Source organism: Rhizobium sp. TBD182, assembly GCF_001950375.1.
Classification (GTDB): Bacteria; Pseudomonadota; Alphaproteobacteria; order Rhizobiales; family Rhizobiaceae; genus Agrobacterium; species Agrobacterium tumefaciens.
On record NZ_BDLN01000002.1, the window covers coordinates 628,535 to 641,123 of the forward strand.

At 59.7% G+C, this 12,589-nt stretch carries 9 protein-coding genes and 1 pseudogene; 1 reads left to right on the forward strand and 9 read right to left on the reverse strand.

What is annotated here, in order from left to right; translation table 11 throughout:
* Positions 1-160 precede the first annotated feature (160 nt).
* The 5 genes from kdpA to T18_RS11665 all read right to left on the reverse strand — a co-directional run bounded on the left by kdpA (position 161) and on the right by T18_RS11665 (position 4,711).
* Positions 161-1,864, reverse strand: a complete 1,704-nt coding sequence (gene kdpA, locus T18_RS11650) for a potassium-transporting ATPase subunit KdpA (RefSeq protein WP_038494284.1) — start codon at positions 1,862-1,864, stop codon at positions 161-163.
* A gap of 33 nt (positions 1,865-1,897) precedes the next feature.
* On the reverse strand, positions 1,898-1,987 hold the full coding sequence (kdpF, locus tag T18_RS11655) for a K(+)-transporting ATPase subunit F (RefSeq protein ID WP_003511473.1): 90 nt from the start codon (positions 1,985-1,987) through the stop codon (positions 1,898-1,900).
* A gap of 12 nt (positions 1,988-1,999) precedes the next feature.
* Entirely contained in the window at positions 2,000-2,137 is a 138-nt protein-coding gene (locus tag T18_RS26980; RefSeq protein WP_003497749.1) for a hypothetical protein, read from the reverse strand.
* A 166-nt stretch (positions 2,138-2,303) separates the two neighbouring features.
* Entirely contained in the window at positions 2,304-3,257 is a 954-nt protein-coding gene (locus tag T18_RS11660; protein WP_038494287.1) for an asparaginase, read from the reverse strand.
* A complete protein-coding gene (locus T18_RS11665) occupies positions 3,254-4,711 on the reverse strand; it encodes an amino acid permease (protein WP_019564934.1) in 1,458 nt (485 codons plus the stop codon). The genes T18_RS11660 and T18_RS11665 overlap by 4 nt, the downstream gene beginning before the upstream one ends.
* 289 nt (positions 4,712-5,000) lie before the next feature.
* Between T18_RS11665 and T18_RS11670 the strand changes: the two genes are divergently transcribed.
* On the forward strand, positions 5,001-6,413 hold the full coding sequence (locus T18_RS11670) for an aspartate ammonia-lyase (protein ID WP_038494290.1): 1,413 nt from the start codon (positions 5,001-5,003) through the stop codon (positions 6,411-6,413).
* On the opposite strand, the pseudogene T18_RS11675 reads toward T18_RS11670, so the two are convergent.
* The 4 genes and pseudogenes from T18_RS11675 to T18_RS11690 all read right to left on the reverse strand — a co-directional run bounded on the left by T18_RS11675 (position 6,382) and on the right by T18_RS11690 (position 12,546).
* Positions 6,382-7,099, reverse strand: a pseudogene (locus tag T18_RS11675) (FadR/GntR family transcriptional regulator). The gene T18_RS11670 and the pseudogene T18_RS11675 sit on opposite strands and share 32 nt — an antisense overlap.
* Before the next feature lie 217 nt (positions 7,100-7,316).
* Positions 7,317-10,388, reverse strand: coding sequence for an efflux RND transporter permease subunit (locus T18_RS11680; RefSeq protein ID WP_038494294.1), 3,072 nt, complete (start codon positions 10,386-10,388; stop codon positions 7,317-7,319).
* Entirely contained in the window at positions 10,385-11,470 is a 1,086-nt protein-coding gene (locus T18_RS11685) for an efflux RND transporter periplasmic adaptor subunit (RefSeq protein ID WP_038494296.1), read from the reverse strand. The genes T18_RS11680 and T18_RS11685 overlap by 4 nt, the downstream gene beginning before the upstream one ends.
* Positions 11,470-12,546 (reverse strand): efflux RND transporter periplasmic adaptor subunit, encoded by a 1,077-nt coding sequence (locus tag T18_RS11690; RefSeq protein WP_025595357.1) that lies wholly within the window; start codon positions 12,544-12,546, stop codon positions 11,470-11,472. The genes T18_RS11685 and T18_RS11690 overlap by 1 nt, the downstream gene beginning before the upstream one ends.
* Between the last annotated feature and the right edge of the window lie 43 nt (positions 12,547-12,589).

Consider the following 12,589-nt stretch of genomic DNA (forward strand, 5'->3'; position numbering starts at 1 on the left):
CTTCGAGAGCGCAGACGGCGGCGAACAGAGCCGCCATCATTGCAAGAATGAGATTGGATGCGCACCAGCCGCCCGGGCCGGCGCTCCCGCGAACAGGAGCGCCAGTGCGGACAGGAAGGGTGCGGTTAAATCGGGGAGTATCCTTCGTCATGGCACCACCTCAAAATACCTGGCCGGCGGCCATGACCAGATGTTCCACGACCGGACCAAGCGCCAGGGCCGGCAGGAAGGTGAGGCCCCCGACGACCACGATCGTGCCGACGAGCAGACCGACGAAGAGCGGGCCGTCCGTGGGGAAGGTGCCGGCTGATGCCGGAACGGTCTTTTTGGTAACCAGCGAGCCGGCAATCGCCAACGCCGGGATGATCACCAGAAAACGTCCCATCAACATGCCAAAACCAAGCGTGATGTTGTACCAGGTCGTGTTGCCCGTGAGGCCGCCGAAGGCAGAGCCGTTGTTGGCAGCAGCGGAGGTATAGGCATAAAGAATCTCGGAGAACCCGTGCGGTCCGGCTGTGCCGACCGACGCGACCGCCGAGGGCAGGATGGTGGCGGTGGCTGTGAAAACCAGCATGGCGAGCGGCAGGCAGAGAATGGCCAGAACCGCCATCTTCATCTCCTTGGCCTCTATCTTCTTGCCGAGATACTCCGGCGTGCGCCCGACCATCAGCCCCGCCACGAAAATGGCGATGATGATGAAGAGAAGAATGCCATAGAAACCCGCGCCAACGCCGCCGACGATTACCTCACCCAGTTGCATGTTGATGAGCGGAATGAGACCACCGAGCGCCGTGAAGCTGCCATGCATGGCGTTGACCGCACCGCAGGAGGCAGCGGTGGTGATGACCGCAAAGAGCGACGAGAGTGCCACGCCGAAGCGAGCTTCCTTGCCTTCCATGTTGCTTCCGGCAAGGCCGAAGCTGTGCATCAGCGGATTTCCGGCTGCTTCCGCCCAATAGGTCACTGCAACACCGGCGATGAACAGAACACCCATGGCAGCAAGGATTGCCCAGCCCTGACGGGTGTTGCCGACCATACGGCCGAAGACGTTGGTGAAGGCAGCACCGATCGCGAAGATCGACACCATCTGGATCATGTTGGAGATGGCATCAGGGTTTTCGAACGGATGCGCGGAATTGGCATTGAAGAAACCGCCGCCATTGGTGCCGAGCATCTTGATCGCCAGCTGCGACGCTACCGGGCCGACTGCGATCGTCTGCCGCGCGCCTTCAAGCGTCTGGGCGCCGACATAAGCGCCAAGCGTCTGCGGCACGCCGAGCCATACGTAAACCAGGGTCAGCACGATACAGGCAGGCAGCAGGATGTAGAGCGTCGAGCGCACCATATCCACCCAGAAATTGCCGATGGCCTTGCCGGACGCGCGCGCGAAGGCGCGGATTAGCCCGATTGCAATCGCCATGCCCGTCGCGGCAGAAACAAAGTTCTGCACGGTGAAACCAGCCATCTGGGTCAGATAGGACATGGTGCTTTCGCCACCATAATTCTGCCAGTTGGTGTTGGTGACGAAGCTGACTGCCGTGTTGAAAGACAGTTCCGGCCCGACTGCTGCCATTCCTTCCGGATTATATGGCAACATACCCTGAAAGCGCATGAGGGCGTAAAGCAGGGCAAAACCGAAGAGGTTGAAGAGGAGCATGGAAAACGCATAGGTCGTCCAGTGCTGTTCTTCGCGCTCGCTTGTCCCGGCAAGGGCATAAAGGCCGCGCTCGACGGGTGCGAGAACCGGCGAAAGCAGGGTGCGTTCGCCATTGAAGACTCGCGCCATATAGAAGCCGAGAGGCTTCACCGGCGCGACAACGATCCCGCAGAAAAGCAGGATCTGAAACCATCCATTGAGGGTCATGGTATTGAACTTTCAATAGCCGCCGCTTCCCGATCAGAAGCGTTCGGGGCGAATGAGAGCATAGGTGAGGTAGGCGGCGATAAAGACGGTGACGGCACCGCTCAAAACATAGTCGAATAACATCTCGACCTCCGCCTAAAGCCGGTCGCAGGCGCGCGTATAGGCAAAGCAGAGCGCGAAAAACACCGTGGCTGCGCCGATCAGAATAACGTCCATCATCGATGGGACTCCTTTTTTAACCGAGGAGCCGGACAGGAAGAAAAGCGCCGTCATGTGGGACGTCGCTTTTCATTCTTTCTGGCTGGGAAGAAACACCATCCCTTCCCGCACAGAAGAATGCACCCGAACCGCATAAAGGTTCGAGACGGCGGCAGATGGAATAAAATAGGAATCTCATAGGAATTTCGATGCCCGCCAATGCGGGCATTGCAGCCGATGCTTAAGAGAGCGAGCCGTCTTTGAACGCGGAAACGATCTTTTCCGCCGGGCTGTTGGCGGCAATCAGCGCCGCAAGCAGTATACGCGCCTGTCCGGGGCGCAGCGTTGACGAATGGATGGCACCGGCCGCGACCAGATCGTGACCACCGCCGCCACCGCCGTAACTCGCCACCAGCAGTCCTTCCGGGACCCTGCTGGAGACGACGACGGGAACGCCTCGCTCGGCACAGCGCTTCACCGCCACAGCGATGCCCGGATTGGCGTTGCCGGAGCCAAGTGCGGCAAGCACGATCCCATCCGCACCGGCCTGCAGGCTTGCCTCGATATGGGCGGCATCACAACCGGGATAAATGGCAACGATATCAACCCGCAGATCGGCGAGGGGCACTGCAAGCTCCAGCGCTGCGGCATGGGCCGCCGGCCGCGCAGAGCGGAACGCATCCGCCGCATCCGCGCTCAGCTTGTACAGCCCCCATGCCGGCAGACATCTGCCGCCGAAGGATAAAAGCACGCCGCGTTCGGCATTCGTCTGATCAAGCGCCGTTTCTATGGCCGCGGCCAGATTGGACGGCCCGTCCGCATTCGGATGGTCGGCCGTAAACTGTGCGCCGGTGAAGACAACCGGCTTGGTGATGGCATGCTGCAAATGCACGAGCAGCGAGGATTCTTCCATCGCATCGGTTCCATGCAGAACGACGACACCGGTGACAGCGGGATCATTGAGCTCCACGCCTACCGCATCGCTGATGCGCTGCATGTCGGCCAATGTCAGGCTGGAGGAATCCTTCGCCATCAGATCGACCGGCTTCAGCCTCGCGTTGATTTGCGGAACCAGTGCAAGCAGGTCTTCACCCGAAAGGCTTGGTGTGCTGGCGCCATCGGCGCCGCGCCTGCTGGCGATGGTACCACCGGTGGCGATGACCGCCACCAATGGAGCTTCACCATGCCCGCTCAATGCGACGCTCCCGCGCCTGCACGTTCGCCGGCCAGACGGTGGATACGGTCGCGCAGCATATACCAGCCGATGACCAGCGCCGGGATGATGACCAGCAGCGAAGCGATGGTCCACGAGCCGACAGGGTAATCAAAAGCCATCAGCACCAGCACGCCGAACAGGAAGACGAGTGTGAGAATGCCAGTGTAAGGCGCACCGAACATGCGGAAATCCGGGCGAGCCAGTTCGCCGCGCCTGGAAAGCTGCCACAGTTTGAGCTGGCAGAGCACGATGACGGCCCATGCGCAGATGATGCCGAGCGCCGACAGGTTGAGTGCAATTTCGAAGGCCGCAGCTGGCACGACGGCGTTCAGCGCCACACCGAGAACGGTGACGGCGGCGGTCACCGCAATACCGCCATAGGGCACGCCGGCCTTGTTCATCTTTGCCAGCGCTGCCGGCGCCGATCCAGAGACCGCCATCGAATGAAGAATACGGCCGGTAGAATAAAGCCCGGCATTGAGCGAAGACAGCACGGCGGTTAGCACCACAAGGTTCATGATCACATCCGCACCCTGAACACCGATGGAACCGAAGAAGGTAACGAAGGGGCTCTCGCCAGCCTTATAGGCGGTATAAGGCAGAAGCAGCGTGAACAGCAATACCGAGCCGACATAAAACACCACGAGGCGCAGCACCACGGCGCGGATGGCGCGGGGCATGACTTTGCGAGGGTCTTCGGTTTCCCCTGCCGCCGTGCCGATCAGTTCGATCGAGGCGTAAGCGAACACTACCCCCTGAATGATGACGAAGGCAGGAAGAATGCCGTTCGGGAAGAAGCCGCCATTGTCGGTGATAATGCTGAAGCCTGTCACATGCCCTTCAATGGGCGTGCCAAAGATGACGAAATAGACGCCAACGACGAGGAAGATCGCAAGCGCCAGCACCTTGATCAGGCTGAACCAGAACTCAAGCTCGCCAAAAACCTTCACCGACAGCATGTTCATCGCCAGCACAACCAGAAGTGCCGTCAACGCAAACACCCATTGGTCGATGCCCGCCAGCCAGGGGACGTAGTGCTTGAAGAAGTTCATATAGAGCGCAACGGCGGTCACATCGGCCACCGAGGTCATTGCCCAGTTCAACCAATACATCCAGCCGGCAAAGAAAGCCATCTTCTCGCCATAGAACTCGCGGGCATAGGACACGAACGAGCCGGAACTCGGGCGATGCATGATAAGTTCGCCAAGTGCACGCAGCACCAGAAACGCAAAGAAGCCGCAAAGCGCATAAACAAACACCAGCGCCGGACCGGCCTGCGCCAGCCGTCCACCGGCGCCCAGGAACAGCCCGGTGCCAATTGCGCCACCAATCGCGATCATCTGGATCTGACGCGGTTTAAGTGCCTTGTGGTATCCGAGGTCTTCTTCCGTGAAGACCTCGCGTTCGGCAGGTGCCGTTTTTACAGATTTCATTGATATTTCTCCTCCCAATGAATTTGCTTTGCAGTCGGCGATACGCCGGAAATCAAAATTGGAACTGGCATGCTCGGCGCTGGATACAGCGCCAGCAAGCTCATGCATCGCTGTAAAGCTGCATGACAGATTTTTGCCCTCATAATTGCAGAGAATGCTGTTCGTCAAGGGGATCGAAGCATTATTGACCTTCGTACGGCGAAGGATTAAGGTCGAAAAATCTGTAAGACAGCTTTACAGATTTAGGTAACGCTTTGAGCTATTGGAGGAAAAAGTGGGCGTGACGCGCATGGAGCATGATTTGCTCGGAACGAAGGAAATTCCGGCAGATGTTTATTGGGGCGTGCACACGGCGCGCGCGGTGGAGAACTTTCAGATCACCGGCGTAACGATCGGCCACAACCCCTATCTCGTCAGGGGACTGGCCTATGTGAAGGAGGCCGCCGCCCTCGCCAATCACGAGCTTGGCTTGCTCGACCAAGAGCGGATGGAAGCAATCGTCAGGGCCTGCCGCGAAATTCGTGAGGGTGCGCTTCACGAGCAGTTCGTCGTGGATGAAATTCAGGGCGGTGCTGGCACTTCCACCAACATGAACGCCAACGAGGTCATTGCCAACCGGGCACTTGAACTGCTCGGCCACGCGAAAGGCGATTATGCCCACCTTCACCCCAACGACCACGTCAATCTCAGCCAGTCCACCAACGATGCTTATCCGACGGCGGTCAATGTAGGAATGATCGAAGCGATCGACGATCTCGCGGCTTCGATGGGTGTGCTGAAAGACGCGTTCGATCGCAAGGCACAGGAGTTTTCCGGCTTCATCAAGCTGGGACGGACGCAATTGCAGGATGCCGTGCCGATGACGCTCGGTCAGGAGTTCCGCACTTTCGTGGTGATGCTGGGCGAGGATCAGGCCCGTCTCATCGAATCCGCAGCCCTGCTGCACGAGATCAATCTCGGCGCCACCGCCATCGGCACCGGGCTCAATGCACCGCGCGGTTATGCGGCGCTTGCCTGCCAGCATCTGGCGCGGTTGACCGGACGCCCGCTGGTGACGGCCGCCGACCTGATCGAAGCGACGCAGGACCCCGGCGCATTTGTGCATCTGTCCGGCGTGTTGAAACGTGTCGCCGTCAAACTGTCAAAAACCTGCAACGACCTTCGCCTGCTCTCTTCCGGCCCGCGCGCCGGCATCGGCGAAATCACCCTGCCCTCCGTTCAGGCGGGGTCCAGCATCATGCCGGGCAAGATCAATCCGGTCATTCCCGAAATGGTCAATCAGGTGGCTTATGCGGTAATCGGCAACGACATCACCATCACAATGGCCGCAGAAGCCGGGCAGCTTCAGCTGAACGCATTCGAGCCGATCATGGTGCGTGCCCTTTCCCAGAGCATCAGCCAGCTGAGCGCCGCTTGCCGGACTTTGGCGGCACGTTGTGTCGATGGCATCGTCGCCAATCCCGCCATCATGGCACAGCGTGTGGAGGAATCGATCGGTCTCGCAACCGCGCTTAACCCGCTGATCGGATACTATGCAGCAACTGACGTCGCAAAAGAGGCGCTGGCCAGCGGCCGCACCGTGCCGCAGGTGGTGCTGGAGCGCGGCTATCTGACGGAGGAGCAACTTCAGCAGGCACTGAGCCCACGCCACCTCGCCAACCTACCCGCGCTTACGGGTGTCGAGCCCGATCTTCTCCAATAATGGTGGTTACCACCTGCTTCACCTGACCCAGGTGAAGCTCCATCGCTTCGCGCGCATCGGGGGGCTGAACCCCGCCGGATCGCCTCGACGATCCGGCGGTGCTCCAAATTCGATGCAACGCGCCGGCCAGCCATCAGGTTGACCATCTCGGACTGTTGGGAAAGAGCCTCGCGCGCATCGGCCACAACCTTGGCAAACAGTGCATTGGACGAGGCTTCCGCAATGGCGCAATGAAACTGCCCGTCCAGCAGCACCCACGGATGCGGCCTTTCCTCAGCCTCCATCCTGTCGCAGAGTTCGAGCAGAGTCTCTAGTTGGGCATCCGTGCGACGCAGCGCCGCCCAACCGGCCGCCGGCACCTCGATGAAGGGGCGTGCCTCGATCAGATCACGGGCGGAATATGCTCCGTAACTCAATTCAGCAGGCGGTGTGGCGGTCATTACATAGGTGCCGCTACCCGTGCGCGTCTGCGTCAACCCCAGAGTCTGGAGAGATCGCAACGCCTCGCGCACGATCGGCCGGCTGACACCATATCTTTCCGCCAGATGGGCTTCGGAGGGCAGCCGGGTTCCGACCACGAGCTGACCAGAGGTGATGGCCGAACGGATATCTTCGAACACCACTTCTGCGGCATTCTTGCGATTGATCGGCTTTGCGTCCGCAAGCCAATCCGACAACCCGCCCATCCTTGAACCCTCCGGCACCCTTGGTCTGTCAACGACGCAGAAGCAAACGCTTATCTATTGAAGGACAGCGCCGCTCCCGCAGCTAAGCCGATCTTCCTAACACTATCTGCGCCGAAGGAACAACGATGGCGGGCACATTTGCAGAATTTAAGCGGGACAGTGGCTTTGCCGGCGCCACACCCTCGCGATCACGAGGGTGTGGCTGTCTCGCAGGAAATTACGTCTTGATTTCCTGTGCTTCCTGTTTGTCATGCTCGCGCGGAATGCGGAACCACGCGACATAGAGTGCCGGAAGGAACAGCAGCGTGAGCGCCGTGCCAACCACGATGCCGCCCATCATGGCATAGGCCATCGGACCCCAGAATATCTCCCGAGATATGGGGATGAGGGCAAGTGTTGCCGCCGCAGCCGTCAGCATGATCGGTCGCATGCGATGCTCGGTCGCCTCGATGACAGCGTGCCAGGCAGAGACCCCCTCGCTTCTGAGATGTTCGATCTGAACGACGAGAATGACCGAGTTTCGGATCAGAATACCGATCAGTGCCAATATGCCGAGAATGGCGACGAAACCCATCGGCGCGTTGGAGAGCAGCAGCGCTGCCACCACGCCGATCAGCGCCGTCGGGGCAACGGCAAAGACAAGAAATAGCCGGCTGAAACTCTGCAACTGAACCATAAGGATCGTTGCCATCGCAAACAGCATCAGAGGCACCACGGCTACGATTGGCGCCTGCGAATCCGCGCTGGATTCCACCGAGCCACCTATTTCCACCTTGTACCCCACGGGGAGCGACTTTTCGAAAGCCTCGAGTTTCGGCTTCAACTGCTCCACGATCGTCGCCGGCTGCGTCGGGCCGATGATGGCGGCCTTGACGGTGACTGTCGGAATTCTGTCGCGACGCCAGATGGTCGGCTGTTCCAGCTCGTAGCGGAAATTGGCGATTGCCGATAGCGGCACGGCCTTGCCGTTCGTGGCTGGCAATTGCAGGTTCTGCAATGTTTCGATGGAGCCGCGCTCCGCCAGCTGCGCACGCGCCACCACATTGACGAGGTAGATATCATCCCTGACCTGCGTCACTGTGGAACCCTCGACAATGCTGTTCATGGCATTGGCGATGTCTTCCGAAGACACGCCCAGTTGGCGGGCCTTGTCCTGCAAAACGTCGACCTTGACCACCCGCGTCGGCTCATTCCAGTCCATGACCATGTTGGACAGCAGCCGATGCTCGCCGACGATGCCCGCCAGCTGCTGGCCGAGTTCGCGGACATGCTGGATATCCGGACCGCTCAAGCGATATTGCACCGGCTTTCCGACCGGAGGGCCGATGTCGAGCAATTTCACGAAGGCGTCGGTGCCGGTAAACGTCCGGTTCAGATAGTCCTGCAACTCAGCGCGCACCTTGTCGCGCACATCAAGCCCCTTGGTGACGATGATCGTCTGGCCGAAGGTGACATCAGGCGTCTGCACGTCAAAGGAGAGGATGAAACGTGGTGCGCCTTCACCGACATAGGTCGTCCAGTGGTCGATGTCAGGGTTTTTCGCCAGCGCTTCCTGCTCGAACTGTGCCATCTGCCGGTTGGTTTCGGCAATCGAGCTGTTTTGTGGCAGGTTCCAGTCCACGATCAGTTCCACACGGTCGGAGGCCGGGAAGAACTGCTGCTGCACGAGGCTCATGCCACCAACGGAAAGGGCAAACAACGCAACCGTGAGGATGATCGTAACCCAGCGAAAGCGCAGCGCCCGGGATAGAAGCCAGGAAAAGCCAGAGGCAAAACGGCCCTTCTTCTCATGGTGCGATTTCATCGTCTTGGGCAACATCGCCACGCCAAGCAGTGGCGTGAACACAACCGCGACAATCCACGACACGATCAGCGAAACGGCGATCACCACGAACAGGGTGAATGTGAACTCACCCGCCGCGCTGTTGTTGAGGCCGACGGGAATGAAGCCGGCAACGGTGACCAACGTACCGGTCAGCATCGGGAATGCGGTCGAAGTATAAACATAGGTCGCCGCTTTTCTGAGATCGTCGCCGACCTCGAGGCGTGCGACCATCATCTCGACAGCAATCATAGCATCGTCGACGAGAAGCCCGAGCGCGATGATAAGCGCGCCGAGAGAGATGCGTTGCAGCGAAATGCCGGTATATTCCATGTAGACGAAGGTGATCGCCAGCACGAGCGGTATAGAGACCGCAACCACCATGCCCGCCCGCAATCCGAGGCTTATGAAGCTGATGACGAGAACGATTGCAATTGCCTCGAACAGCGCCGAAGTGAAGCCGGAGACCGCCTCATCGACCACGGCCGGCTGATCGGACACCCGGTGCACATCGACGCCAACAGGCAGATCCGCCACGATACGCTTCATCTGTGCATCCAGCTCCTCGCCGAAATGTACGAGGTTCGCACCGGTTTTCATGCCTATGGCAAGACCGATGGCCGGTTGCCCGTTAAAGCGGAACAGCGAAGACGGCGGATCAACATAACCGCGCCGGATCGTCGCCACTTCCGTCAGCGGGAAGAACCGGTTGTTGACGCGCAGATTGATGGCGCGAAGGCTGTCTTCCGAGGTGAACTGGCCGCTGACACGCAGCGCAACACGTTCCGGCCCGGCATTGACGAAGCCGGACTGGGTGACAGCATTTTGGGCTTGCAGCGTCTTGATGATCGATTGCTGATCGATGCCCAGCGCTGCGATCTGCCGCGTGGAAAACTCCAGATAGATCGCCTCGTCTTGCGCGCCGATGACATCAACCTTGCCGATATTATCGACAGTCAGAACCTTGGCACGCGCGTCCTCCACCAGATCGCGCAATTGCCGCTGGCTGAGACCGTCGCTGGTGAAGGCGTAGATATTGCCATAAACATCGCCGAAACGGTCGTTGAAGAACGGGCCGACAACGCCCGAGGGGAACTCGCCCTTGATGTCGCCGATCATGTTACGCACGCGCACCCAGGTGGGTTCGACATTCTTGGCTTTGGTTTCCGGCACGAGTTCCACGAAAATCGTCGTCTTGCCAGCCACTGTCTGGCTGCGAAGATAGTCGAGATTGTCGAGTTCCTCGAGCTTCTTCTCGATCCTGTCGGTCACCTGTCTGGCCACTTCCTCCGCCGAAGCGCCGGGCCATTGCGCGCTGATCACCATTGTCTTGATGGTGAAATTCGGATCTTCCTCACGTCCGAGGTTGAGATACGAGAAAACACCGGCAAGAACGAAGACCAGCATGAAGTACCAGACGAGCGAACGGTGCTCGAGCGCCCAGTCGGAAAGATTGAATTTCTTCACTGATGGACCTCCTGATCGATCCTGATGGCTTGACCATCCTTAAGCTTGTGAACGCCGGCACTGGCGACACGTTCGCCGGGCTTGACGCCGCCGGTGATGCGCACACTGCCGCCTTCAGCGGGCTCTCCCTCTATTTTGACCGGGCGCGAGGTGACCGTGGCCGTATCGGTATTGACGATCCAGACACTCCAACCGTCTTCGGTTTTCAGCAGGGCCGACGAGGGGAGCATGATCTGCGATTCGGAGGCGGCAACTGCCGAGGCCGTGACGACCGAGCCGAGCCGGAATGTCGGCGGCGCATCCTGAAGGCTGATTTTCGTGCGGCGCGTGCGTGTCGCGGTTTCGGCTTCTGGGGCAATCTCACGCACCACGCCGGTGGTGCGTATCTTTGGGTCCAGTTGCAAGGCGATATCGAAGGTCGATCCGATATCAAGTCGCTGCGCCGAAAATTGCGGAACATCGACCACAACATCCCGCACTTCCGGGCGGGCAATAGTCACGACCGTCTGTCCGGCAGAGACGACCTGGCCAATTTCACCGGATGTCGCAGTCACCACGCCGTCAAATTCCGCGTGCAGCTGCGTATAGCCCAGTTGCTCCTCGGCCTTATCAAGATTTGCACGGGCTTTGGCGACGGCGGCATTGGCCGTTCGCGTGGCCTGCTCGGCCTCTTCAAGTGCTGCTTCCGTGCCGCTGCGGGCCTCGGCCAGCACGCGCTGACGCTGCTCGGTCGTCACCGCATTGGCCAGTTGCGCTTCGGCGTTTGACAGATCGGATTGGGCACTCTTTACCGAAAGTTCCAGCGCGAGCGGATCGATCGAGGCCACCACATCGCCTTTCTTGACCAGATCGGCCACATCGACATTGCGGGCAATGATCCGGCCGAGAACACGAAAGCCGAGATCGGTCTGAATTCTCGATTCCACCGTACCGGTCAGCCGCAGCGCATCGGCGCGCGTCTCCCCTACGACAACGGACAGCACCGGGCGCGGCGCCTCAGCGGGCGCTTCCTGCTTTTCCTGGCAGGACGAGACCGCAATCGCCGGAAGCAGCAAAAACAAGCTTCTGTTTATCCTGAACATTATTGTGCCTGCCCCTTTTCATAGGCGACCTTTTCACCGGTGCGGAGAAATTTGGTCCCGCTGGTCACGACGAGATCGCCGGGAAGAAGTCCTTCCGCCACGACGAATTGACCCGTCTCATAGTCGGAGACCTCAACCCGGCGCATGGCGATTTCCGAGGACTGCGCATCGACCACCCAGACGGCGGGAAGGCCGTTCTGCGATGCCATTGCCGACCAGGGAAGCTCAATCGCCTCCACCTGCTTGAAGCGGAAATGACCCGATACCGGTGCTCCGAGCGGCATGGTCATATCGCCGTTCAGGCCAACCTTGACCCGGATCGTCCCATTGTCGGGATCGATCGTCGGGGAAATCTCCCGCACCGGTCCCTCGACAGCGCGGGCGGGATCCGACAGGAGGCTGACATTGACGAGATTGTCGATATCGCGCTCGAGGAACAGGGATTCGTAGACATCAAATACCGCATCGCGCGGCCCGTCATGCGCCAGCGTGAAAACGAGCTGAGCGGCCTGCGCCACCTGGCCGACTTCGACATTGCGCGCGGTGATCACACCATCCGCATCGGCCCTGAGTTCGGTGTAGGAAAGCGCATCGCGCGCCGTATCCAGCTGGGCCTGCGCCGATCTGACGGCGCCTTGTGTGGTGAGCAGGGTTTCCTGCGCCTTGTCGACCGCGGAGCGCGAAGTCACCTGCGTCTTGAAAAGACTTTGCTGGCGATCGAATGCCAGCTGCGCCTGCGTCATCTGCGCTTCGGCAGATTGCAGGTTGGCCACCGCAACGTCGATATCCGCCTTTTGCTCTTCCGGGTCTATGCGAGCAAGCAATTGCCCGGCCTTTACCGGGGTACCCACATCCACCAGCCGCTCGGTGATCTTGCCGCTCACCCGAAAGGAAAGGTCCGTCTGGACCCGTGCCCTTACTTCGCCGGTGATGACGCTGCCACGGCCGACGGGCTTTTTCGCTGCCGCAACCACATCGACGACACGCAACGGCTTTTCAGCAGGCGGCTCTTCGTTGCTGCAGGACGACAGGGCGAAAATGCCGCCGACCGCCATTGCTAAAAGAATGCTTTTCATGGTGACCTCTTGATCTTCGCCTCACCCTATAATATTTGACTGA

Coding starts and splice junctions, on each gene's coding strand:
- kdpA (WP_038494284.1), bottom strand. CDS start 1,864: ATGACCCTCAATGGATGGTTTCAGATCCTGCTTTTCTGCGGGATCGTT.
- kdpF (WP_003511473.1), bottom strand. CDS start 1,987: ATGTTATTCGACTATGTTTTGAGCGGTGCCGTCACCGTCTTTATCGCC.
- T18_RS26980 (WP_003497749.1), bottom strand. CDS start 2,137: ATGACGGCGCTTTTCTTCCTGTCCGGCTCCTCGGTTAAAAAAGGAGTC.
- T18_RS11665 (WP_019564934.1), bottom strand. CDS start 4,711: ATGAAATCTGTAAAAACGGCACCTGCCGAACGCGAGGTCTTCACGGAA.
- T18_RS11670 (WP_038494290.1), top strand. CDS start 5,001: ATGGAGCATGATTTGCTCGGAACGAAGGAAATTCCGGCAGATGTTTAT.
- T18_RS11685 (WP_038494296.1), bottom strand. CDS start 11,470: ATGTTCAGGATAAACAGAAGCTTGTTTTTGCTGCTTCCGGCGATTGCG.
- T18_RS11690 (WP_025595357.1), bottom strand. CDS start 12,546: ATGAAAAGCATTCTTTTAGCAATGGCGGTCGGCGGCATTTTCGCCCTG.